Source organism: Kocuria sp. NPDC057446 (assembly GCF_042802875.1).
Classification (GTDB): domain Bacteria; phylum Actinomycetota; class Actinomycetes; order Actinomycetales; family Micrococcaceae; genus Kocuria.
On the sequence record NZ_JBHVDI010000002.1, the window covers coordinates 22,592 to 47,135 of the forward strand.

Annotated in this window: 15 protein-coding genes and 2 pseudogenes; 15 read left to right on the plus strand and 2 right to left on the minus strand. The window is 59.7% G+C overall.

What is annotated here, in order from left to right; all coding sequences use genetic code 11:
- Positions 1–179: 179 nt before the first annotated feature.
- The 7 genes and pseudogenes from ACFU0Y_RS00515 (at position 180) to ACFU0Y_RS00545 (ending at position 11,479) form a co-directional block, all read left to right on the plus strand.
- Positions 180–509 (plus strand): hypothetical protein, encoded by a 330-nt coding sequence (locus tag ACFU0Y_RS00515; RefSeq protein WP_380212485.1) that lies wholly within the window; start codon positions 180–182, stop codon positions 507–509.
- Between the two features lie 761 nt (positions 510–1,270).
- Entirely contained in the window at positions 1,271–1,495 is a 225-nt protein-coding gene (locus ACFU0Y_RS00520; RefSeq protein WP_380212486.1) for a hypothetical protein, read from the plus strand.
- 201 nt (positions 1,496–1,696) lie between these two features.
- Positions 1,697–1,924 (plus strand): annotated as a pseudogene (locus ACFU0Y_RS00525) (IS256 family transposase); the annotation flags it as partial.
- A 317-nt stretch (positions 1,925–2,241) separates the two neighbouring features.
- Complete coding sequence (locus ACFU0Y_RS00530) at positions 2,242–5,661, plus strand: CHAT domain-containing protein (RefSeq protein ID WP_380212487.1); 3,420 nt, start codon at positions 2,242–2,244, stop codon at positions 5,659–5,661.
- A 563-nt stretch (positions 5,662–6,224) separates the two neighbouring features.
- Positions 6,225–6,554: a hypothetical protein gene (locus ACFU0Y_RS00535; RefSeq protein WP_380212488.1), complete on the plus strand. Its 330-nt coding sequence runs from the start codon at positions 6,225–6,227 to the stop codon at positions 6,552–6,554.
- Between the two features lie 147 nt (positions 6,555–6,701).
- Positions 6,702–7,616 carry a hypothetical protein gene (locus ACFU0Y_RS00540; protein ID WP_380212489.1) on the plus strand — a complete coding sequence of 305 codons (915 nt, stop codon included), beginning with the start codon at positions 6,702–6,704 and terminating at the stop codon, positions 7,614–7,616.
- Positions 7,617–7,618: 2 nt separating this feature from the next.
- Positions 7,619–11,479: a CHAT domain-containing protein gene (locus ACFU0Y_RS00545; protein WP_380212490.1), complete on the plus strand. Its 3,861-nt coding sequence runs from the start codon at positions 7,619–7,621 to the stop codon at positions 11,477–11,479.
- Between the two features lie 90 nt (positions 11,480–11,569).
- Here the strand turns inward: ACFU0Y_RS00545 and ACFU0Y_RS00550 are convergent.
- Positions 11,570–12,099 (minus strand): annotated as a pseudogene (locus ACFU0Y_RS00550) (recombinase family protein).
- 412 nt (positions 12,100–12,511) lie between these two features.
- Here ACFU0Y_RS00550 and ACFU0Y_RS00555 point away from each other — a divergent pair.
- The 8 genes from ACFU0Y_RS00555 to ACFU0Y_RS00590 all read left to right on the plus strand — a co-directional run bounded on the left by ACFU0Y_RS00555 (position 12,512) and on the right by ACFU0Y_RS00590 (position 24,039).
- Positions 12,512–13,042 carry an NYN domain-containing protein gene (locus ACFU0Y_RS00555; RefSeq protein ID WP_380212491.1) on the plus strand — a complete coding sequence of 177 codons (531 nt, stop codon included), beginning with the start codon at positions 12,512–12,514 and terminating at the stop codon, positions 13,040–13,042.
- Positions 13,039–15,168 (plus strand): N-6 DNA methylase, encoded by a 2,130-nt coding sequence (locus ACFU0Y_RS00560; RefSeq protein WP_380212492.1) that lies wholly within the window; start codon positions 13,039–13,041, stop codon positions 15,166–15,168. Before ACFU0Y_RS00555 ends, ACFU0Y_RS00560 begins: the two co-directional genes overlap by 4 nt.
- Before the next feature lie 173 nt (positions 15,169–15,341).
- On the plus strand, positions 15,342–16,913 hold the full coding sequence (locus ACFU0Y_RS00565; RefSeq protein WP_380212520.1) for a type I restriction-modification system subunit M: 1,572 nt from the start codon (positions 15,342–15,344) through the stop codon (positions 16,911–16,913).
- Entirely contained in the window at positions 16,910–17,827 is a 918-nt protein-coding gene (locus tag ACFU0Y_RS00570) for a restriction endonuclease (protein WP_380212493.1), read from the plus strand. The genes ACFU0Y_RS00565 and ACFU0Y_RS00570 overlap by 4 nt, the downstream gene beginning before the upstream one ends.
- Positions 17,824–19,062 (plus strand): restriction endonuclease subunit S, encoded by a 1,239-nt coding sequence (locus ACFU0Y_RS00575; RefSeq protein WP_380212494.1) that lies wholly within the window; start codon positions 17,824–17,826, stop codon positions 19,060–19,062. Before ACFU0Y_RS00570 ends, ACFU0Y_RS00575 begins: the two co-directional genes overlap by 4 nt.
- Positions 19,059–22,160 (plus strand): type I restriction endonuclease subunit R, encoded by a 3,102-nt coding sequence (locus ACFU0Y_RS00580; RefSeq protein WP_380212495.1) that lies wholly within the window; start codon positions 19,059–19,061, stop codon positions 22,158–22,160. Before ACFU0Y_RS00575 ends, ACFU0Y_RS00580 begins: the two co-directional genes overlap by 4 nt.
- Before the next feature lie 83 nt (positions 22,161–22,243).
- Entirely contained in the window at positions 22,244–22,573 is a 330-nt protein-coding gene (locus ACFU0Y_RS00585) for an Lsr2 family protein (RefSeq protein WP_380212496.1), read from the plus strand.
- Positions 22,574–22,923: 350 nt separating this feature from the next.
- Positions 22,924–24,039 carry an endonuclease NucS domain-containing protein gene (locus ACFU0Y_RS00590; protein ID WP_380212497.1) on the plus strand — a complete coding sequence of 372 codons (1,116 nt, stop codon included), beginning with the start codon at positions 22,924–22,926 and terminating at the stop codon, positions 24,037–24,039.
- Positions 24,040–24,143: 104 nt separating this feature from the next.
- Here ACFU0Y_RS00590 and ACFU0Y_RS00595 read toward each other — a convergent pair whose 3' ends face one another.
- Positions 24,144–24,533: a hypothetical protein gene (locus ACFU0Y_RS00595; protein ID WP_380212498.1), complete on the minus strand. Its 390-nt coding sequence runs from the start codon at positions 24,531–24,533 to the stop codon at positions 24,144–24,146.
- Between the last annotated feature and the right edge of the window lie 11 nt (positions 24,534–24,544).

The following is a 24,544-nucleotide window of genomic DNA, read 5'->3' on the forward strand; positions in this document are numbered from 1 at the left end:
CCACAACGGTGGGCCCCACACGACCAGTGTGCCACCGCAAAGACCGCAGGGCCAGCGGTGGACCCGTTTTATGGCACATAAAACATAGCTTTGCTCCGCTGGGGCACCACGGGTGCGAAGCGCCGGCGGAGCGCGTGGTGGTTCTGGAACGGATCGTGTGCGTCCGTTAAGGTGGGGGCATGGCGAAGCTCACCGACCCGCAGCAAGCAGAAGCAGCCGCCCAGCGGCTGCTCAACGACCGGATGGACTACGTGCGGCGGGCGATCACCGCGCGCGGCGCCCTCGACGAGGCCCGCGAGGCCCTCAAGGAGGCCGAGAAGAACGACGTCGCCGCGTTCCAGGCCGCCGTGAACAACGGCGGCTGGACCGCCGACGAACTGAAAAGGATCGGACTGGCTGCACCGGAGAAGGTGCAGCGCGTGCAGCGCCGTCGAAAGACGGCGAAGAACAACGCCAGCGCCGAGGGCGCCCAGGAGCAGACGGAGGAACCTGAGACCGCATCCTCCTGACCGCGATTGACCGTGGTGCAGTAGCTGGCCCCGTGCCCACATGGGCACGGCATAAGCTCTTTTCGCTCCGCGGCTTTTCCCGCACCCATGCTGGACACCGGGGCCCCCACCGACCACCCGACCACAGCCGGCAGCCCACCTCGCACACTCACGTGGCATCTCCGTAGCCGCCGACTGTGGACGGCATCCACTGACACACGGTCACCGAAAAGAGCCGGGGGCGCCCCGCTTCGACGGTGCACTCCCGAGCTCGTGCGCCGTCACATCGTGACGCTCTTCCGGTGCCTATTCTCATGCACCACCATCAGATCTAAGTTGGGGCCCACCATGTACCAACGCCAGGGGGGAAGCATGAGCAACTGGACATCGAAACTGAGCACCGCGACACTCGCCACTGCCCTCGTCGTAGGCGCCACCACCCTCGGAACCGCACCAGCTGCAGCTGCTCCACCGGACAACGCCAGCTGCACCGGACGCACCGTATCCAACGCAGCACAGAACGCCCCGGGGCCTTTCGGCGGCATCGTCCACCAGTACGCGACCTACTACGGCGATGAATGGGGCCAGAGCATCTCCCGAGAAGCACGCACCAAAGGGGTGTGCCCCCCGCCTCTGGACTTCCCACCCGCGGAGTAGACACAACGACAAGAGCACCAGCGCCCCTGCCCCCACCGAACAAGAGCAGGCAACCCCACAAGCACCCCCGGGCTATCCCACTTTTCTGCGGGGATCACAGAACACCCAGTGCAGACGGAGATGACATGAGAACCATCCACGGCATCGGCTCCGCTCTCGCCGCAGCAACGCTGCTTGCAACCGGGGTCACCGGATCCGTCGCCGCCGACCTCCGACCGCTCACCGACGACGAACGCGCCGCCGCTCGGGAAAAGGCAACGAGAGCCAGAACCACCTCGGAACAACCACAAGAGAGCACCTTCGCCTCCCTGCGCGTCAACGAGAAAGAACCCAGAGAACGGCTCCTGTAACTTCTCCCCACGCCCCAGCCAGCGACCCACCATCATCCCGACAGAGCCACCCCACGTCGAAGTCCACCCAACGGTGCATGCCCTCTCCGGAGGCGGGCACCGTTCGCCCAAGCTCTGCTCAGCAGGAATGCTGACAAAACGGGACTATCGCAGTAACGGTGTAAGAGGCCCAATCACCCCGTGAGGGGCTGGAGGGTCGACATGAGCAAAAGCATCGAGACACTGGTGGACGTGAGCCCACCGACACCCGGTGACGAGCCGGAAGAGAGCCCGCAGCTGAGCGCGGCCGACCAGGTCACGGTCCGGGAACTGGTCCGTGCCGACCGGACCAGTGGGGCGGCGTTGACCGGCCCCGGCGGGCTGCTGAAGCAGCTGACCAAGATGGTCGTCGAGGCCGCCCTGGACGAGGAGATGAACGAACACCTCGGCTACGAGCAAGGCGAGCCCGAGGGCCGCAACTAGCTTCTGCGAGCCACGTCGACCGACGAATGAGCCTTGGGTGACATATTCACTCAGTCCCTGTTCCAGGGCCCCATCCAGGCCCATACCCAGTTCACGACCTAACCGAACCGCGAGGACTAAACATGCATAACAGGCCTTTTGCCGAGCAACGTCAAGCAGTAACCAAATTCCTCCGGCATCGCCTTAACTCAAATGCCATGGCATTCCTCATATTGACATACCGTGGCAGAAAAGCTCTGGAACATGCATTAAGTACGGGAGATCGCGCTAGCCTTGACGATGCTGTGAACTTCCTCGAACGTGCCAGGGACAGTGTTGCCCACAGCCACCCCGCCCAAGTTGAAGTATCGGGTAACCTCGGGGTCGCTCTGGCGTTCCGATTTCAGCAGATGGGGCGCGGCGAAGACTTGGATGCGGCAATTGATTTTATCCGCCAGGCAGTCCGTTCCAGCCCACAGGACCACCCCGGTAGACCCGGATACTTGTCAAATCTCGGAAACGCCCTGAGTTCCCGGTTCGAACGTATCGGACACCTGGAGGACTTGCACGAGGCGATCGATCTCGCCCACCAAGCGGTCCACGCTACCCCGCAAAGCCATCCTGACCGGCACATATATATTGCCACCCTTGGAGTCGTCCTGCAACGTCGATTTGACCGCACCGGACAACTCAAGGATTTGGATGAAGTGATCGATCTCGTCCGCCAAGCGGTCCGCGCCACACCGCCGGATCACGCCAACTATCCCATGTACCTGTCCAATCTCGGAGTCGCCCTGCGATCCCGATTCGAGCACACCGGACAGTTGGCGGATTTGGACGAGGCAATCGCGATGGGCCATCAAGCGGTCGTCTCCACCCCGCCGGACCATCCCGACCACCTCGGCTATCTATCCAACCTCGGCGTAGCCTTTATTCGCCGCTACGAATCCGCAGGACAGATAAACAATTTGGACGAGGCAATCGAGGTGATTCGGCATGCCGTTAACATCGCCCCGCGCGATAACCCCAACCGCCCTGTATGCCTATCCAATCTCGGAATCGCCTTAAGGGCCCGGTTCGAACACACCTGTCAGGGTGAGGACCTGGACGAGGCCATCGAGGTGAGCCGCCAGGCGCTCGACACCATTCCGCAGGACCACCCCGACCGGCCCAGATATCTTTCTGGCCTCGGAACCACCCTGGAGACCCGGTTCGGGAACACCGGGCAGTTGGCGCACCTGGACGAGGCTATCGAGGTGAGCCGTCAGGCGGTCGCCGCCACCCCGCAGGACCACCCCAACCAATCGGCATACCTCTCTAACCTCGGGTTTATTTTAAGAACTCGATTCGAGCGCACCGGACAGTTGGCGAACCTAGACGAGGCCATCGAGGTGAGCCGCCGGGCGGTCGCCACCACCCCGCAGAACCACCCAAACTATTCCTCCGTCTACCTGCCCGTCCTCGGGGCCGCCCTTCTTCGCCGATTCGAGTTCACCGGACAGTCGACGGACCTGGACGAGGCCATCGAAGTGGGCCGCCAAGCAGTCACTATCACCCCCCAGGGTCAGCTTATGTACCCACCTATTCTCGGGTCCGCCCTTCTTCGCCGGTTTGAGCGCACTGAGCAGATGAACGATCTGAGTGAAGCGGTCGAGGTGGGTCGTCAGGCGGTCGCCCTCATCTCGCAGGACCACCCCAACCGAGCCGGTTATCTGTCCAATCTCGGGCTTATCCTCCGGACCAGGTTCGAGCACACCGGACAGTCGGCGGATCTCGAGGAGGCCATCGAGGTGGGCCGCCAAGCAGTCGCCACTACCCCGAAGAGCCAGCCCAAACGGCATATGTACTTGTCTAATCTCCAACTTGCCCTGCGGTCCCAGTTCGAGCGCAGCGGACAGTTGGCGGACCTGGACAAGGCCATCGAAGTGGGTCGTCAGGCGGCCCATGCAGCCCCACCGCACCACCCCAATCAGCCCATATTCCTGACCGATTTAGGAACCACCTTGCGGGTGCGGTTCGAGCGCACCGGCCAGGCGGAGGATCTGGACGAAGCTGTGGCGGTGTTTCGGGAGGCTGCTCAGGTAGCCTCGGCCCCGGTACATGACCGGATGCAAGCGGCCCGGGAGTGGGGGCGGTCGGCGGTGTTGGGTCAGCGATGGGCCGAGGCGATGGATGGGTACAGCGCTGCCATTGATATGGCAGGACTAGTGGTGTCCCGTGACCTGGGGCGGGCCGATCAGGAGCACCGTCTTCGTCTACTGGCTGGATTGGGCACGGAGGCCGCAGCGGTGTGCCTACAGGCTGATCAGCCCGGTCGGGCGGTGGAGGCGTTTGAGCATGGGCGGGCGGTACTGTTCTCCCAGGTGCTTGAGACTCGCTCAGATCTGACCGACTTGCACCAAGCACACCCGCAGCTGGCCGAGCGCTTCGCCCATTGGCGCGACGAGCTCGACCGCCCGGGACCACGCCTGCCCGGCCTTTCAACTGAATTTTCAACAGCAGAGGATGCCAGCGGAATTGCGGCGCGGATGGAGACAGAGCGGCGACGCGAGGCAGCCACTGAGCTCACCCGGGTCCTGGAGAAGATCCAGGCCCGTCCCGGTTTCGAGCGCTTCCTGAAACCTCACAGGGCGAAAGAACTGCTGCCGGCCGCGGCTGCCGGGCCGGTGGTGCTGCTCAACGTCGCAGAGCTCCGCTCGGATGCCCTGATCCTCACATCTGAAGGGATCAAGGTGCTGCCCCTCAAGGAGATTGATCCTCAATGGGCGTCTGAGCAACTGACGGTGTTTTTGGATGCACTGGACACGGTGCACCACTCCTCGAAGGCCCCACGCACCGCTGCGGAGGCCGCGCTGGCGAAGGTGCTGACCTCGATGGGTAAGCGGGTCACTGCTCCGGTCCTGGACTGTCTGGGCTACACCACCACCCCTGGTAAGGATCAAATGTGGCCACGGGTTTGGTGGTGCCCGTCCGGGCCCCTGTCTTTGTTTCCTCTGCACGCCGCGGGTCACCATCAGCTTCCCGAGGGGCCGCCAAATGCAGTGATCGATCGAGTCATTTCCTCCACCACTCCCACCGTCCGGGCCCTGTTGCAAGCCCGCCACACCCTGCCACCAGCCGAAAGACGGGTACTGGCAGTGGCCATGCCTTACACACCTAATCAAGATGAACTGCCCGGGGCCACCATGGAAGTCGAGACACTGCGCCAATTGTTCGGCGAGAGTGTGAGTGTATTGGGCCTGCCCGGTACCGGGCAGGCCACTCACGACACCGTCCTCGTTGCCCTACCCCAACACCCTTTGGTGCACTTCTGTTGCCACGGTGAGAGCGACCTGACCAATCCCTCGGCCAGCCACCTCTTGCTGACCGACTACCAGGCCCGGCCACTGACCGTCTTGGACCTCACCACAGCTCACCTGCACGGGGAGCTGGCGTTCCTCTCCGCCTGCACCACCGCACGCACTGGCATCACCCTGCCCGATGAACCCATCCACCTGGCCGCCGCGTGTCAGCTGGCAGGCTACCGCCATGTCATCGCCTCCCTATGGCCCATTAACGACACTGACACCGCAGCACTCACGGAGGCCTTTTACACCACTTACGCCAAGACATTCCCGGACACTGGTGTGGTGGCCACCGCGTTGCACCAGGCCACCCGCAACCTCCGCTCCGTCCACCGCACCCGTCCCAGCCGCTGGGCCCCCTACACCCACACCGGCCCCTGAACCCACCACCTAGTTGTATCCGGTCACTGGGTTGGTCGCAGACGGGTGATCGGCGGGAGCGCACCCCATCACCCGCGCACTGGGCGGGATCACCAAGGTGTGGCGCTTCGATCGGATGGCCACCGCCCCCCCCTGGGATCATCACCGCTACCTTAGCCGCGGTGGCCAAGCGCTACGGGGTCATGGTGGCAATCTGGCCACCGCACGCGCCAAGCGCAAAGGCGTGTGCGTTCGCCACGGAACCTCTACCTGATTAGGGGCCCATAAGACCGCCACCGGCCATGTCACCGCCGCCAGGAGTTCCTCACGGCAGATTGGTCCCTCTGAAAATCCCTTTGACGTAATGACATGTTTGTTGCTGACGCGTAGGGGAAATCAGCGCGACGCTTAATGCACATCTCCGGGTCCATGGACGGTCGAGGCGTGCGAGCTCGGGGCCGAACTTCGTTCAATGCATACACACATGTGAGGGGATGGCTGGGATGGATGAGGGAGTTTGGGCAGTGGCCCGGTGCATACGCCCATGCCTGGAAGAGTTGATTCTTCCGCAGCAGGTAGCGGAAGTGGACGCACAGCTGGCTCGGTTACTGAACAGCAGCAACCACGACGAAGAGACCGAGAAGCAACTCTGGAAGGTACTCACTGCCTACGATGCAACCCGCGAGTTTTCGGAAAGAGTGCTTCGAGATGCTCCCCATTATCGACCTCCCGGTGTGCTCGGCCGGAAGAGGAGGCAGAAAGGCGGCTTCCAGCTCATGCCCGGCTTCCCGCAACCAGTTGAAGAGGACGAGTTTGTCTGCCCGCAGGGCAACGACTACACGTGGTACCGGGATGAGGTGGGCGAAGTGATCCCACAGTGTCCGGTGCATCACTGCGTCCTCGTCCAAGCCTAGGAGGATTGCGTCATGGTAGGCGCCGTGTGGGACGCGGCGCTGAGGAAGGTCCCCGAGCAATGGGTGACTCTCGCAGCCCCGGCAGTGGTGTTCTGGGCCGGAGCCGTCCTGATGTGGGCTTCCGCCGGATGGCCGCGTAGTAACGAAATGACCACTTGGCTCACCGGGCAAGCCACGATCGTGCACCTTGCCGTCGGCTTAAGCGCCTTAACTGTTCTAGCCGCCTCATTAACGGTGGTCCGCCGCCTCACTCTTCCGGTTCTACGACTCCTGGAAGGCTACTGGCCCTCTAGGCTGAACAAGTTCGCCGCCCGACGCCGCCGCAAGATTCTTGACAGCAAGTCCGAGGACAAAGAAACTTCGCTCCAGCTGAGACGGGAGTGGAAAAATCAGCCTCCTGAAGAGCAACTACGATTGACCGCCGAACAACGGGCTGAGCGGGTGGAGCAAGCGGCGATACTACGCGCCAAACTGGCCAAATTTGAGAACAAGCGCCGTCACCGTCCCGTACAAAACGGCGAACTGTTGCCCACCCGGATTGGCAACATCCTGCGCGCAGCCGAGACCCGTCCCTACCACCGTTACGGGCTTGACGCAGTCGTGGTCTGGCCCCGGCTGTGGCTGATCCTGCCCGACCAGGCACGGACCGAGCTATCCAGTGCGCGATCCGCCCTGGATGCCTCCGTGGCAGCCGCCATTTGGGGCACCGCATTTATCGCGTTCACGCCCTGGGCCTGGTGGGCTGCACCAACATTTACCCCGTGGGTTTTGTGGGCTGCCCCGGTAGGAATTGCCGTGACAGTAGCTGCTATCCAGTGGTGGATCCCTGCCCGGGCAGAGGTGTTCGCCGATCTTATCGAAGCCACCTACGACCTATACCGGTGGGACCTCTACAAACAGCTACACCTTCCCATGCCTGATAATGCCGCCGACGAAATTTCCTCTGGCAAAGCCCTCACGAAGTACTTGCTACGCGGCTCCAGCGACCCCCATTTCCAATTCACACACGAGACAGCACCCGACTCGTTAGACGACAACAACGGCGTGCTCAGCAAGGAATGACCATGGACGAAAAGCCACGGACCACCCTGCGCCAACGACTCTCACGGTTCTTCCGCGACCACCACAGCTCCGGCCCTGACTTACCGCCCAACACGAGAACTGGCAACACTGAAGTACATGGATCCGGCACCGAGGCCCGGCCTGGCATAGAGCAGAACAAAGCCGTCGAGCCTCTCAACCCCGCCACAGCAACCTCTGCTGACGGACGCGCCGCCCGCGCTGAGTCACTTAACGGCATTGGAAAAGCTATGCGCGCTGGATTTGAGCAAAGCGGTCAGCTTGAAGAGTTGGGGAAAGCTATCGACACGGTTCGACAAGCTGTCGATCTTGCACCCGTTGGTTCCCGCGAACGACACAGATACCTCGCCAATTTAGGCAACCTCCTGCGAATGCGATTTGAACGCACTAATTATGTTGAGGATCTGGATGAAGCGGTGTCAATGTTTCAATCGGCGATCGATGCTACCCCGCGGGGTCACACCAACAAGCCCTTATACATGGTTGATCTCGGAAACTGTCTGAGCGTTAGATCCGGTCATGGTGGAGGAAAGCGAGACTTGGATGAGGCGGTGACAATATTCCAGAAAGCGGTGGAGATTTTTCCGGCGGATAGTCCCAATTCGCATGAATATTTACTCAATCTTGCTATTGCCCTTTCTCGTAGATTTGAATTAACCGATCAAGAAAGTGATATTGACGCGGCGGTTAGAACATTTCGGAGGGTGATAGACGCACTTCCACCAGGACATCCAGGCCACGCGGACTATCTATACCGCCTTGGGTCCTCACTGAGTCTCCGATATAGCCGCACTAAAAAATTAGAAGATTTGAACGAGGCGATCACGATTTTTCGTCAAGCAGTTGATTGCACATCTTTACATCATCCCGATCGGCCAAAATACCTGGTCGACCTAGGTATTGCTTTACAAGACAGTTTTCTGCGCACCCATAAACTTCAAATTTTGGATAGGGCAATTGATGCCCACTGTCAGGCAGTTAATTTAACACCCGAAAATAATCCTGAATATGTCAGCTATTTGAGTAATCTTGGCATTGCCCTTGGTTTTAAGTTTGAGCATACAGATGAAATACAAGACGTGGATAAGGCGGTAACGATCTTTCGACGAATAATTGATACCGTTCCCACGAGTAACCCCTCTCATTGCAGGCATTTACATAGTCTCGCTACAGCTCTTACACAAAAATTTCGTCGCACCAACCGGGTGGAGGATATAGAGGAGGCTATCGAGCTTGGCCGCAAAGCGGTCAGGCTCGCTTCGGAGGATGACCCGCTTCGGCCTAATTATTTGTTTATTCTGGGGACTACTTTGGGACAGCGATCCGATCGGTTTAATAATTTAGAGAATTATAACGAGATGATTGCGATGCTTCGTGAGGCTGTTATGACTACCCCACAAGATGACCCTAGCCTTCCTGTAAGATTATCCAATTTTGGGGGTGCTCTCACACGACGGTACGAGCGGACCGGCCAGCGGGAAGATTTAGAAGAAGCCATCCGTATCGGGCGCTGGGCGGTCAACGCAGCCCCTCAGGGCAGCATCGATAGACCCATGTACCTCTCTGTTCTCGGGGCTTCCTTGGGGTCTCGGTATATGAGCGGCGGTCAAGTGGAGGACTTAGAAGAAGCAATTCGAGTGGAGCGCCAGGCAATTGATGCCACCCCGGAGAAGGATAGATCCAGACCAGTATACTTAGCAAATCTCGGGGGCGACCTAATGCGTCGTTTTAATCGCATCGGTCAGCAACGAGACCTAAACGACGCCATCGCCGTTATCCGCCAAGCAGTCGATATCACGCCGAAGAACCATCCGGACTTAACCTTACGAATTTCCAATCTCGGACTCGCCCTGCAGTCACGATTTGAGCATACCAATCAAATAAAGGACCTTGTTGAGGCGGTAAAGTTTGGTCGTCAGGCGGTCAAAGCCACACCGGGGAATCATGTAGCCTTGCCCGGTCGACTCTCTGGCCTGGGAACCGCACTGGCTCGCCGGTACGATTTTAGCGCCGACAGGGAATATCTTGAAGAAGCAATCATGCATTTTCGAGACGCAGTCGAGGCTACTCCTAAAGGTGACCCTGACCGTGCCATGTACTTAACTAACCTTGGACATTCACTGCGGCGTCGCTTCTTACGGACAGGGCTAGAAAAAGATTTGAATGAGGCGATAGGCTTGTTCCGGGAAGCTGCTGGGGCCGTTGCGGCTCCTGTGCATATCAGGGCGCCAGCGGCGCGAGAGTGGGGACAGGTCGCGACGTTAGGCCAGCGGTGGGATGAGGCGGTAAAAGCGTATGCCACTGCTGTGGAATTGGCAGAACTGCTGGCTTCACGCAATTTGGGGCGTGCTGATCAAGAGTTTCGCCTTCGTCTGTTGAGCGGATTGGGGACAGAAGCTGCAGCAGCCTGCTTGCAAGCAGGGGAACTGGAGTGGGCGGTAGAAATGTTCGAGCACGGCAGGGCGGTGCTGTTTTCCCAGGCTCTCGACCTCCGCTCCGATATGACCCCTCTGCGACAGGCACATCCTGTGTTGGCCAAGCGCTTCAGCCACTGGCGAGATGAGCTTAACAGTTCTGACACACGTTTATATTCTTCTACGAGCGATGATACTGCCGCCATTGATACCAGAGAAGCTGTCGCCCGGGCTATAGCGGATCGGCGACGAAACGCTGCTACCGAGCTTGATTTTGTCCTGAAAGAAATCCGGACACAGCCCGGTTTCGAACGTTTTCTCATGCCCCGTACCGCCGAAGAACTGTTGACCGCTGCCGCGAAGGGGCCGGTGGTACTGCTCAATATTGCCGACCTACGATCGGACGCTCTAATTCTTACTTCAAAGGGGATTCAGACACTGACCCTAAAAGGGGCTACCCCCAACGAGGTGACTGCGCAATTGAATACTTTCTTGGACGCCCTCACCACAGCAGACCACCCCTCGAAAGCAATACGGGTCACTTCGGAGTCAACACTCTCTGGGGTGCTGACCTGGCTTGGTGAGCACGTCACCGGGCCAGTCCTGAACCACCTCCGCTATACCACTACTCCTAAGACAGAGGCAGTGTGGCCGCGCGTCTGGTGGTGCCCCTCCGGTTCGCTGTCATTGCTTCCCCTCCACGCCGCCGGCCACCACCAGCTCACCAACGAGCCGTCAGATGCGGTGATCGATCGTGTGATTTCCTCCACCACCCCTACGGTAAGGGCTCTGATTCAAGGTCGCCTAAACCTACCCCCGACCGAAAAGCAGAAGTTGCTCGTGGTTGCCATGCCCCACACGCCCGCCCAGAAAGATCTGCCCGGTGCCATCAAAGAAGCCGACACACTGAGCCGCCTGTATGAGAGCAAAGTGACAGTTCTGGGCTTACCCGACGGCACCGCCGCCACCCACGACACCGTCCGGGCCTCCCTCCCCAGCCACCCCATGGTGCACTTCTGTTGTCATGGCGAAAGTGACCTAACCAATCCTTCCGCCAGCCACCTGCTACTGGCTGACTACCAGACCCGCCCCCTGACGGTCCTGGACCTGTCCGCCGCCCACCTGCAGGGGGAGCTGGCGTTCCTCTCTGCCTGCACCACAGCCCGCACTGGGGTCACTTTGCCGGACGAGCCCATCCACCTGGCAGCCGCCTGTCAGCTGGCCGGCTACCACCACGTTGTCGCCTCGCTATGGCCCATTGACGACGATGACACCGCAGCACTGACCGAGAACTTTTACTCCACCTACGGCCAGATCTTCACCAATGCCGAGGCGGTCGCCACCGCCCTGCACCAAGCCACCCGCAAGCTCCGCCTGCTCCACCGTTCCCGTCCCAGCCGCTGGGCTCCCTACACTCACACCGGAACCTAAATTCCTCATGTGACATGAAATCATGCCATTCGTCCTATAGTTAGCAAATCTCATAGGACTTAAGTCGTGAGATTTCCAGCCTCGGTGAACTTAATTTACTGGAGCCGGTAATTCTTGGATGCGCCGGTAGAGAGTGGCCCGTGACATGCCGAGATGACGGGCGACCTGGGTGGTCGGCTCCCCCGAGTCGATCAGCCGCAGGACATTGCGGATCTGGGAGTCGGTGAAGGTGGGACGGCGCCCGCCGAGGCCTTGTTGGCGGCCCGGCGTTTGGCCACGGAGTCGGAGATGCGTTCCCGATTGATCTCCAATTCACTCTGCGCCAGAGCCGCCATCACGGTGAAGACCATCGATCCCATTGGGGTGGCGGTGTCCACGTCTCCCCCACCCAAGATCAACACCCGCAACCCAGCACCCCGTCCCCGAAGGGCCTCGGCAATTGCGAGCATGTTCTGCGTCTACCGCCCCAGCCGGTCCAACGTGCTGATCACCAAGGTGTCGCGATCCTCGACTGCTGAGATCGCTCGGTCGAACTGCGGACGCGATGCACGCGCGCCAGACGTTCCATGGTCGATATAAAGATCATCGTTCCGTACGCCAGCGGCTTGCAGGTCATGCACTTAAGGATCCGCGTCCTACTGCCGTGTCGACACACGCGCTTACCCAATCAACTTGCTCACGTCAACTCAATCTGTCTCACAACTAATGTCTAGTGCCCAATTTTAGACACAAGGATAAAACACATAGGTGCGAGACACTCCCGGCCGCGAAATTCCGCGGGCGCAAGAATTCTCAACGAGACGTCTCGCATCCATTGCCTTGAGAGACGCGGCGTTGATGGGAGCGCCACCTCAACATCACATTTCACTGCTTCCCCGAGGCCGGTTGAACGATCGGGGGAACCTGCTGACACACTGGTTTACATCGTTAACTTGACAGAGGATGTGTTACGTAAGTACAGTGAAGCTCATTGGTAGGGGCAGGCAACCTCAAAAGGAGGGACCCCAGGTACGAGAAAGTGACGGGCAAGATATGAGCAAGGACGTGGGTCGGCAGGCAACCTGCCAGGACATCTTCGGGCGGACGCTGTTCGTCGTCGACATCGAGAACATGATTGGGACCAGCGCGCCGCTCACCCCGGCCCAGGTCGGCAGGGCCCAGGCCCGCATCAACGCAGCCGTCAGGTTTGAGGCCGGTGATCACACCGTCATCGCCTCTAACAAGGTCAACGCCGCAGCGGTCTGTTTTACCTGGAGTGGTCCGACCAGCCGCAGGATTCGCTCTGGCAAGGACGGCGCCGATCAAGCCCTGCTTGAGGAGCTGCGTGATCCGATTTGGGTCGCTGCCCGCTACGACCACGTCGTGATCGCCTCCGGAGACCACGCCTTCGCCAATGCCGTGACCGCGCTCAAGATCGCCGGCTGCCCAGTCACTGTCATTTCCCCCGACGTGGGCCTGTCCAAGCGCATGCGCCTGGCTGCCGGACCCGACCTGGTCCACCTGGGTTCGCCGATCCCCGCCAACGTCATCACCCTGTTCCGCACCGTCAAGGAGGTCGCATGACTACCACCGGCTTGAGCCTTAACAAAGCCCAGATTGCCGAGCTCGGCGGCGTGAGCCGCCCCGCGGCCGCCAAATGGGTCAAAGACAAGGACTTCCCTAAGCCCGTGCCTGGCCTGGGCACACCCAACAGTCCCCGTTATAGAGCGGAAGAAGTCCGGGCCTGGATGAAGGCCAACGGCAAGAAGATCGTGGGCGACGACGCCCCCCGCGCCCTGTGGGCTGCGATGAACGCGTGGCGCGACTATGGGCTCGACTACCGCGAAGGCGTTAACGTCGTGACTTCCCTGATCGTGTGGCGCTACGTCTCCGACCCAACCTCTCCCGGGTTCTACGAGGACCTGCCGGCTCAGTATCACTGGCAGTCGTGGCGCGACTGGGCAACCAGCCATCCGCTGGCTGAGATCGAAGAAGGCATGAACCACTACGAGCGTGAGACGAACCGTCTGGGCCTGTTCGACTCTTTCAGGTACAGCTCGGTTGCGCGTAACCCACGCGACCTGAAGGGATCGTTCTACGCGGTACTGGATGCGCTGGGCATGATCACGCTCGACGAGTTCACCAAAACCTTCGAGGCTTTCTACGACCGTGTGGCTGAAGCCACCGGTAAGACGGCCGGGGAGTTCGCCACCAGCAAGGACCTAATCGACCTGGCAGCTCGAGCCGTGGCCGACGTCCCTGGGCCGGTCTATGACCCGGTGGCCGGCACTGGCAGACTCCTGCTCGTCGCCATGAAGGAAGGCATCAACCGCAGCCGCGTGACCGGCCAGGAAATCACGCGGTCCAGCCATTCTATGGCTCTACAGCGCGCGCTGCTCTGGGGCGTGGACAACTTCGACGTGCACCTGGGGGACACGCTGGCTGATGACACCTTCCCCGAAGGCCACGCCCAAGCCGTAGTGATGAATCCCCCATACGGTGTGCGCAACCCCGTACGAGACCTGACCTGGGACCCCCGATTTATCTTCGGGGCACCGAAGCGAATGATGGACCTGGCCTGGCCACAGATCGGTATCTGGCACCTGGGTGCCGGCGGGCGCTGCGTGTGCTATCTGCCCTCCAGCTGTCTCTTCCGCGGTGGCGATGATGCCCGTATCCGTCAGGCCATGCTCAAGGCCGGCAGCGTCGAGGCTATCGTCGCCCTTCCCGCAGGGATGGCCATCGCCACGTCTATTCCACTGACTATGTGGGTCCTGGCCCGTCCGGGTGAGGCCGCCGATCCTAGCCGGGTGCTGCTCATTGACCAGACTGATCAGGGCGAACGCCTGGGCCGGACGGCGGTCACCGTCGATACCGCAGCCATCGCCGAGGCGCTACAGGCCTGGCGGGGCCACCAGGCAATACCCGAGGACATGCCTGCAGCTGCCGTGAGCGTGGAGGAACTACTGGCCACCGGAGGCAACCTCACGCCACAGCAGTGGATGCAGTCATCCGTGGAGGCCCCTGAGGCTAACAAGGTGCGCGAGCAGATCGCAGCACTGGACCAGGCCACCATGGAGCTGGCCGGTCTGCAACGGCGGAACAGGGTCGAGGTTAGAGCCCGCACGGCACCTGTCGCCCAGGCGACAGTGGGCCAGCTGATTAAGGAGGGCCGTATCGAGCAGGTCCGCCCCAAATATCGGGTTCCCGACTCTGACCTCTCCGACACCGAAGGCCTCCCCGTGGTCACCGGGGCCTGGATTCGCAGGGAAAAGCCCATCGACAAGTTCGTCAACCCTCTCATGGTCGAGGCCCCGGTCGTTACCCGCCCCGGAGACGTGCTGGTGCAAATTTTGGGCGGCCTGAATGCCCGCGTGGATGAGGAGGGCGACAAGGTTCTCCACACCTCTACCTACTCGTTGCTGCGCGTAGTCGATGACAACCTCGACCCGGAATACCTGGCCGAAATTATCGCCACCGAGCACAACTGGAACTCCTACGCCCAGGGCATCTCCCATCGACGAGTCAAAATCGCCGACCTGCCCGTCCCGCTCCTACCCCGCGTCGAGCAGGAAGCCCTGGTGGCAGTGCTGACCGAGGCCCACGCTCTGATCGAAGGATCGAGAGCACTGGCTGCAAAGGCGCAGGCAACCCGCAACGTCCTAGCCGAAGCTGTCGCTGCCGGAGCCCTCCAGGTCGACGAGGTCTAGTACTAAGGGCTGGAAGGTCTTCAGCATTAGGCTCCTGAAATGCCAGTCGCCTCAGGTGTTCAGACGTGGCGCACCCTGCTGTCAAGCAACATCCGTGGCCGCTGATAGCTTTGCAGCAATTACCCAGGAACCCGACATAAGCGCGCTCAGGCGCAAGGAGCACAGACATGACCATGGCTGGAGCCAATAAGGAAGCGCAGCGCGCTGAGTTACACAAGACGATCTGGCGGATCGCGAACGATTTGCGCGGCAGCGTCGACGGTTGGGACTTCAAAAGTTATGTGCTCGGGATGCTGTTCTACCGGTTCATCTCAGAGAACCTGACCGCCTACCTGAATGAGAGTGAGCGATCAGCAGGCCACGCCGATTTCGACTACGCCACGCTACGGGATCATCAAGCCGAGTTGGGACGGAAGGAAACTGTCGCGGAGAAGGGCTTCTACGTCCTGCCTTCGGAGCTCTTCGCGAATGTCCGCAAGCAAGCAGCACAGGATGAGAACCTCAACGAGACTCTTGCCGCCGTCTTCAAAAACATCGAGGGCTCGGCGACGGGCACGGACAGCGAGGACGACCTCAGAGGACTCTTCGACGACCTCGACGTCAACAGCTCGAAGCTGGGCACCACCGTCGAGAAGCGCAACAAGAAGCTTGTGAGGCTACTGGACGCCATCGGTGACCTGCCGCTCGGCAACTTCCAGGACCACACGATCGACTTGTTTGGTGACGCCTACGAATACCTGATGCAGATGTACGCCTCACAGGCCGGCAAGTCTGGTGGTGAATACTACACGCCGCAGGAAGTCAGCGAGCTGTTGGCGCGGATCGCCGTCGCGGGAAAGACCTCCGTAAATAAGGTGTATGACCCGGCAGTCGGATCAGGTTCACTGCTCCTCAAATTCGCGAAGGTGCTCGGTAAGGACAACGTTCGCCAGGGGTTCTTCGGTCAGGAAATCAACCTGACAACCTACAACCTGGCTCGGATCAACATGTTCCTGCATGACATCAACTATGAAAAGTTCGATCTTCGTCACGGGGACACTCTCACTGACCCCAAGCACTGGGACGACGAGCCGTTCGAGGCGATCGTGTCCAATCCGCCCTACTCGATCAAGTGGGAGGGTGACGCCAACCCACTGCTGATCAACGACCCGCGCTACTCCCCTGCTGGGGTTCTCGCCCCGAAGTCGAAGGCCGATCTGGCCTTCACCATGCACATCCTGTCCTGGCTGGCTGTCAATGGCACCGCCGCCATCGTTGAGTTCCCTGGGGTGCTCTATCGCGGAGGAGCCGAGCGGAAGATCCGCAAGTACTTGATTGACAATAACTACATCGACACCATAATCCAGTTGCCGCCCGACTTGTTTTTCGGTACGACGATCGCGACCTGCGTCGTAGTGATCAAGAAGTCGAAAAGGGACAATTCAGTCCTCTTCATCGACGCATCGAGAGAGCTCAATCGAGTCGGCAATAAGAATAAGCTTTTGCCAGAGACCCAGCAGAAGATCCTCGACGCGTTTATGAGCCGTGAAATTGTTGATCACTTCACCACTCTCGTGCCGAATGAGAACATTGCCGCGAACGACTACAATATCTCAGTGTCGTCCTATGTCGATCAGGAAGACACACGGGAAGTCGTGGACATCAGGGAACTCAACGCTGAGATCAGCCGAATCGTTGCTCGTCAGCAAGAACTTCGTTCCTCGATCGATGAAATCGTGTCGGATTTGGAAGACTCCGCACGATGACAAACATGCCCACGTGGGAAGCGTTCATGATTCCGACGCTTCAGGTGATGAGCGACGGCGCTGTTCGCACGCGACGCGACCTCAACCCCTTGGTCGCAAAAAGCACACAGCTCAACGACGCCCAGACGAAAGAAGCTCTGTCGTCCGGTCAGCTGACTTACGAAAACCGCATCGGCTGGGGACTCTCCTTCTTGACAAATGTTGGTGCCCTGGTGCGCCCTTCTCGGGGCAACTACGTAATTACCGACGCTGGCCAGCAGCTACTTGCGCAGTTCCCGAATGGCGTCCGTGAACAGGACGTCAAGGCGCTGGGCGATGACTCTTCGTCCCCAATCCGCCCATATGCAAAGACGGCAAGCAGGCGCATCAAAATTGAAGAGCCGCTGGCCGAATCAGCTTCGTTAACACCGACGGAGCAGGTACAAAACGGCGTTAAGCGCATTCATAGTGAAGTGGCAGACGAACTGCTATCGAGACTCCAAGACGCACATCCATCCTTCTTCGAAGACGCTGTCGTGCAGTTACTCGTCGCCATGGGATACGGCGGCACGACGGGAAGCGGATCTGTCACACAGCTCTCCAATGATGGCGGAATCGACGGCGTGATCGACCAAGACATACTTGGCCTAAGCCGAGTCTATATTCAGGCAAAACGGTACGCAGACAACAACGTCGTGCAACGCCCAGAAATACAGGGTTTTGTAGGCGCTCTACACGGCAAGGCTGACAGTGGCGTCTTCATCACAACCAGCCGCTTCTCGAAAGGCGCTCAAGATTATGTATCTTCTTCACCTACGAGAATCGTTTTAATCGATGGGAAGCGCCTTGCCGACCTAATGATTCGCTTTGGCGCAGGGGTCCAAGTCCGCGAAACCTACAACATCGTCGAGATTGATGAGGACTTCTTCGCATGAGCCGCATTGATGAACTAGTAAAAAAACTCGCCCCGAACGGTGTGCCGAGGGCAAAACTCGGCGATATCGGAGAATTCATCCGAGGCAACGGACTGCAAAAGTCCGACCTGACCAACGATGGCGCGCCTGCTATCCATTATGGCCAGATTCACACTCACTATGGTGTCTGGACCAATTCGACTAAATCTTTCACTGATCCATTGCTTGCCGCAAAGCTTCGTCGCGCTCAGCCAGGCGATCTCGTCATTGCAACGACCAGTGAGGACGACGCAGCTGTGGCAAAGGCCACAGCTTGGCTTGGCGACGGTGATGTCGCTGTCAGTGGTGATGCATATATTTTCCGACACACTCTTGAACCGCGCTACGTTGCATACTTCTTTCAATCCACAGGCTTTCAAGACCAAAAACGATCACACATTATCGGCACAAAAGTTCGTCGCATATCCGGTAAATCGCTTGCACAGATTGAAATCCCCATCCCACCCCGCGGAGTGCAGCGCGAGATCGTGCGAATTTTGGATCACTTCTCTAATCTGGAAACGGAACTAATAAATGAGTTGCAAGGGGAGCTCGAAACCCGCCGCGCGCAGTACGAAAAATGTCGAACCCAAATTTTTGCTGAAGCCTGGGGCGTTGCTGACACCATTGAACTGGGGCAGCTAGGCCGAATCGTCACTGGTCGCACTCCGAAAGCATCGGACGCATCAGCTTGGGGGTCAATGGTCGATTTTGTGACGCCGTCCGATATCAAGAATGGCGTGAAGACCGTCTCGACGCCTTCGCGTCGGCTGTCTAAAGCGGGTGCGGAGAAAATGCTAAGTGCGATTATCCCGGCCCGCTCTTTGCTCATCACATGTATCGGCGCCGATATGGGAAAAACGATTATTAACGCAAAACAATGCATCACAAATCAGCAGATTAATGCGCTTATTCCAGACGCAGACGTCGACGTCGACTATCTATTTCATGTTCTCACCTCAATGAGAGACAGACTCCGGGTTCAAGGGGAGCGCGGTGGAGGAACCATGCCGATCATCAACAAGAGTGATTTTGCAAAAATTGCGGTACCAATACCTTCAATAAATGCACAAAAAGCTATCGCATCAAAGCTCGACAAATTAGATGGCCTGGTGAATGACCTCAACCACGGCCTTCGAGCTGAGCTTGCAGCTCGTCGCAAGCAGTATGAGTATTACCGCGATCGTCTCCTGACATTTGATGAGTCCACGGCATGAGCGATTCACCCGCACGCAAATACGACCCGATCGCCGTCTCGTCCGAGAGCACGGTTGTTGCCGAATACGTCCCTGACACGCAGTCCGCGAACGCGTACCAGTCGGAGGCAGACCTCGAGCGCGAGTTCATCAGGCTGCTGGAGTCGCAGGCGTACGAGTATTTGACGATCACCTCGGAGGACCGGCTAGTCGCGAACTTACGCCACCAGCTTGAGTTACTGAACAATGTGAGGTTCTCGGATGACGAGTGGCAGCGGTTCTTCAGCGAACGGGTCGCGGGCGCGAACGAGGGCATCGTCGAAAAGACCATTCGAATCCAAGAAGATCACGTTCAGCTCTTAACTCGCGACGACGGTTCGTCGAAGAACATCAGTCTTATCGACAAGAAGAACATTCACAACAACCGGCTCCAAGTGATCAACCAGTACGAGGTCGGTCAAGGGAGCAACGGAGGCAAGTACGCCAACCGGTATGACGTCACGGTGCTGGTCAACGGCCTGCCGATGGTGCACATCGAGCTCAAGCGCCGCGGCGTCGACATCCGTGAGGCGTTCAACCAGATCAATCGGTACCAGCGCGACAGCTTCTGGGCCGGCTCGGGCCTGTTCGAGTACGTGCAGCTGTTCGTGATCAGCAACGGCACCCTGACGAAGTACTACTCGAACACCACCCGGCGCCAGCACATCTCGGAGGCCACCCGCGCGAAGAAGGCCAAGCGTCCCACCTCGAATTCGTTCGAGTTCACCTCTTGGTGGGCCGACGCGACCAACCGCCCTATCCAAGACCTGACAGCCTTCGGCAAGACCTTCTTCGCCAAGCACGCGCTGCTCAACATCCTGACCCGGTATTGCGTGCTGACAGCTGACCGCATGCTGCTCGTCATGCGTCCCTACCAGGTTGTGGCGACGGAACGGATCCTGCAAAGAATCGAAATCTCCACCAACTACAGGCAACTCGGCAGCGTCGCGGCCGGCGGGTATGTCTGGCACACCACCGGGTCGGGCAAGACGCTAACCTCATTCAAGACGGCGCAGCTGGCCAGCGAACTTGAGAGTGTCGACAAGGTGCTGTTCGTGGTCGACCGTAAGGACCTCGACTACCAGACGATGCGCGAGTACGACCGGTTCGAGAAGGGCGCGGCCAACTCCAACACATCGACCGCCGTGCTCAAGAAGCAGCTGGAAGACCCGGGCGCGAAGATCATCATCACGACGATCCAGAAGCTGTCGACGTTCATTAACGCCAACAGGGGCCACGCCATTTTCGACGGGCACATCGTCATCATCTTCGACGAGTGCCACCGGTCGCAGTTCGGGGACATGCACACCGCCATCACCAAGGCATTCAAGCGGTACAACCTGTTCGGCTTCACCGGGACCCCGATCTTCTCAGCCAATGCCGGCAGCGGGGGCAACCCCCGCCTGAAGACGACCGAGCAGGCCTTCGGCGACAAGTTGCACACCTACACGATCAAGGACGCGATCTACGACAAGAACGTCCTGCCCTTCAAGGTCGACTACATCAGCACGATCAAGGTCGGTGCACCTGATGACAAGCAGGTCTCCGCGATCGATACCGAACGAGCGCTGCTGGCGTCGGAGCGCATCAAGCAGGTCGTCCAGTACACGCTCGATCACTTCGACCAAAAGACCAAGCGCTCCAGCGGATACAGCCACTCGGTGATCACCAACGTCGAAGACCTCCTCGGGCGCAATCCGAAGGCTGCCGAGGAGATCAAGCAGAGCAGGCGGGTCAAGGGCTTTAACGCATTGTTCGCGACGGCTTCGATCGAGGCGGCGCGGCGGTACTACAGCCAGTTCCAACAGCAACAGCAGGCGCTGACGCCGGACCGCCGGCTCAAGGTCGGGCTGATCTACTCTTTCGCTGCCAATCCAGACATGGAAGACGGCGCGCTCGATGAAGAGGACTTTGACACCGGCGCGCTGAGTGGCGACGCCCGCTCGTTCCTAGAAGACACGATCCGGGACTACAACGAGATGTTCGGCACCAGCTACGACACCTCGGCCGACCGCTTCCAGAACTACTACAAAGACCTGTCCCTGCGAATGAAGAACCGTGAGATCGACCTGGTCATTGTGGTCAACATGTTCCTCACCGGGTTCGATGCCACCACGCTCAATACGCTGTTCGTCGACAAGAATCTCCGATCACACGGCCTGATCCAGGCCTACTCGCGCACCAATCGGATCCTGAACTCGATCAAGACCTATGGCCACATCGTCACCTTCCGCGACCTGGAGGAAGAAACCAACGACGCGATCGCCCTGTTCGGCAACAAGGACGCCAAGGGCATCGTGCTCCTGAAGCCCTACGGTGACTACTACAACGAGTACACCGAGAAGGTCGACGAACTGCTCGCCCAGTTCCCGCTCGGCACCCCGATCGAGGGAGAATCCGCGCAGAAGGAGTTCATCACGCTTCTTGGCGCCATCCTGCGGTTGCAGAACATCCTGACCTCCTTCGATGAGTTCTCCGGGAACGAGGTCTTGACCGAGCGGCAGAACCAGGACTACCGCAGCATCTACCTGGACCTGTACGCGGAGTTCCGCAAAGATGGCGACTCGGAGAAGGAATCGATCAACGAGGACGTGGTCTTTGAGATCGAGCTGGTCAAGCAGGTCGAAATCAACGTCGACTACATCCTCATGCTCGTCCAGAAATACCGTGACGAACGCGGCGACGGCGACGACAAAGAACTGCGCGCCGAGATCATCCGCGCCGTTGACTCCAGCCCCACACTGCGCAACAAGCGCGACCTCATCGAAGACTTCGTCGATCGCATATCGTCCAAGGGCAATGTCGACGATGCGTGGCAGGCCTACATTGCCGAACGCCGCGAATCGGAACTCACCACCATCATCCATGACGAGCAGTTGCGCCCAAACGAGACCAGAAACTTCGTGGAAGCCTCGTTCCGCGAGGGCTCGCTCCGCAGTACGGGCACAGCTATCACCAAGGTACTCCCACCGGTCTCACGCTTTTCCGCCGAGGGCAACCACGGTGAAAAAAAGCAACGCGTCATCGCAAGGCTGGGGACATTCTTCGAGCGGTTCTTCGAACTGGGTTCGGGGAACTAGACGAAATGAAGATTCGGCAGGGTATTCCGACTGTGTATATACTTTGGCGCAAGTCATGATGAAATCAATGAAAAGGTGCTGAGTTGGCGCAGAGCGTGAAAATCATTCTGGAAGACGACCTCGAGGGCGGCCCGGCGGACGAGACCGTCCAGTTCGCTCTGGACGGCCGGCAGTACGAGATCGACCTGGCCACAGCTAATGCCGAAAAGCTGCGGGAGGCCCTGAGCCCCTACGCCGCCGCTGGCCGTCGGGCCCAGAGCAGGTTCGCCCGACCCACTACCTCCCGTTCCTCCACCGGTGGTAACCCGGAGACGGCGAAGATCCGGGCGTGGGCGAAGGAAAACGGTTACGAGGTCTCCGACCGCGGTCGCATTCACCAGTCCGTCAAGGACGCCTACTACGCCGCCCAGTAGGCCCCCACTCCCCCACCCGGATGCGTCCTCGGGCCTGTCTGCGTGATTCGCGGCAGCCGAGCCTGGTGTTCGAGGGCCACTGCTGTGCCATAGCAACGGGTCCTTTCGGAACAGGGTTCGTGCACCTAGGCCTTTTGCTGGAACCCTGCCACATGGTGAGCAGCCGGTGACAGGCTGATGGTCCATTTCTAATCACGGTGCCGAAGGCGATGCCCTGCGCGAGCCTGGAGGGAGCTGGTCGTTCCTTTGGCTCTGGACATTGGCTCTTGCTGGGGGTGGCCCTGGTGATCATTAGCGGGGCCAAGCGTGCAGGGTGTCCCTGAAGTTCCGTTGGAGCGAAAGAGGTTGCAGTGCCGGTCGAGATGGGTATGTGGCGCATCGACGGTGATTCACCGCGGCGTCTTGCACGAGGCGTGCTGCCGTCGGAGGCAGCCCTCGAGGACTTTCTGGAGCGGGACCCCTCCCTGTTGGGTGAGCCTTTGCTGGTGATCGGCCGCCAGGTGCGAACCCCCTTCGGGAAGATGATCGATCTGCTGACGATGGATGGAGAAGGGAATCTTCGCGTTCTCGAGCTCAAGCGGGACCGCACCCCGCGGGAGGTCGTCGCCCAAGTGCTCGACTACGGGTCCTGGGTGACCGGACTGGACCGGGACAGGATCATTGAGATTGCTAACAATCATCTCGATACGCCGTTTGAGGAGGCCTTCGCCGAGGTCTTCGGCGCCCCGGCTCCGGACGAACTCAACACCGAGCTGCAGTTGACGATCGTGGCCACTGAGCTGGACGACAGCTCCGAGAGGATCGTCGGCTATCTTCGTGACTTCGGCGTGCCCATCAATGCCGTCTTCTTCTCCTATATGGAAGACGACGACCGGCGATACCTGGCCCGCTCATGGCTGGCCGCAACCAACCAAAGCGCCGGCCCTGCACCGACCCGGAAGCACAGCAAGAAAGCCGACTGGAACGGTCGGGACTGGTTCGTCACCTTCGGTGAAGGGCCCCACCGAGCCTGGGAAGATGCACGCCGTTACGGGTTCGTCTCGGCCGGCGGCGGCGAGTGGTACTCCAGAAGCTTGCGCCGCCTACCCGAAGGGGCTCGCATCTTCGTGCACATTCCCAAACACGGATACGTGGCTGTCGGGGAGACCTTGGGTGAGGCGAAGCCCTTCGACGAGGCCCTAGTGCGGTCCGGGGAGCAGTGGACACGATTGGCTGACTGTGACCTCTCCGCACCCTACGAACACCACGAACCGGGCGAGGAACCGGAGGAGGACGACACCGAGTACGTAGTGCCGGTGCGCTGGATCGTCAACGTGCCGCGGTCGGAGGCCTACTGGGTCAAGGGCATGTTCGCCAACCAGAACAGCGCCGGGAAGCTCCGGCAACAGTTCACCCTTGAACGCCTCACCGCGCACTTCGGCGTCAACGACGAATCGGACGAGCCCAGAATGACCTACTCCCCATAAGGTGTGTCGCGCTAAGAGGCTTGTACAACTTGGGCATCCTCACACAAACACACCCCATTTACCCCATTCACTTAATGGAGTAAATGGGGTGTAAGGATCCTTGGCTAGTACTTCGGGGGGCGGCCCCGGGTTACGGTGCCTGCACCGCCGAAGGGCCGTCCGTCGTTGACTTCGTCGCGGTACTGGTGGATCCGGTCGGTGATGATGCCGGCGACGAAGTCACTGAGGGTCTGCCCACGCTGGGCGACGTGGTTGTAGGCCGAGCGCAGTTCGGCGAGGTCGTCGATGTCCATCTGGACCTGGAGGCGACGGCGGGTGTCCGTGGCGATCCCCTTCTTCTGCTCGGCCGCAGGCGCCGGCGCCGTCTCCTGTGGTGCGGCGGGTGCTGCGGCCTCCGGCGCCGGCGCGGGGGCGGTGGTGTCGGTGATGGAGGGGGCGACGGCGTCTTGGCCGGTGAGGAAGGTCGATTTCCGGCGGCGTCCTGTGGTGCTCATGGTCGGGGTCG

Bases quoted from the DNA above. Each gene is read 5' to 3' on its own strand.
- ACFU0Y_RS00560 (WP_380212492.1), top strand. From the start codon at position 13,039: ATGACTACCACCGGCTTGAGCCTTAACAAAGCCCAGATTGCCGAGCTC.
- ACFU0Y_RS00540 (WP_380212489.1), top strand. From the start codon at position 6,702: ATGACCACTTGGCTCACCGGGCAAGCCACGATCGTGCACCTTGCCGTC.
- ACFU0Y_RS00595 (WP_380212498.1), bottom strand. From the start codon at position 24,533: ATGAGCACCACAGGACGCCGCCGGAAATCGACCTTCCTCACCGGCCAA.
- ACFU0Y_RS00555 (WP_380212491.1), top strand. From the start codon at position 12,512: ATGAGCAAGGACGTGGGTCGGCAGGCAACCTGCCAGGACATCTTCGGG.
- ACFU0Y_RS00575 (WP_380212494.1), top strand. From the start codon at position 17,824: ATGAGCCGCATTGATGAACTAGTAAAAAAACTCGCCCCGAACGGTGTG.
- ACFU0Y_RS00580 (WP_380212495.1), top strand. From the start codon at position 19,059: ATGAGCGATTCACCCGCACGCAAATACGACCCGATCGCCGTCTCGTCC.
- ACFU0Y_RS00565 (WP_380212520.1), top strand. From the start codon at position 15,342: ATGGCTGGAGCCAATAAGGAAGCGCAGCGCGCTGAGTTACACAAGACG.
- ACFU0Y_RS00545 (WP_380212490.1), top strand. From the start codon at position 7,619: ATGGACGAAAAGCCACGGACCACCCTGCGCCAACGACTCTCACGGTTC.
- ACFU0Y_RS00570 (WP_380212493.1), top strand. From the start codon at position 16,910: ATGACAAACATGCCCACGTGGGAAGCGTTCATGATTCCGACGCTTCAG.
- ACFU0Y_RS00515 (WP_380212485.1), top strand. From the start codon at position 180: ATGGCGAAGCTCACCGACCCGCAGCAAGCAGAAGCAGCCGCCCAGCGG.
- ACFU0Y_RS00520 (WP_380212486.1), top strand. From the start codon at position 1,271: ATGAGAACCATCCACGGCATCGGCTCCGCTCTCGCCGCAGCAACGCTG.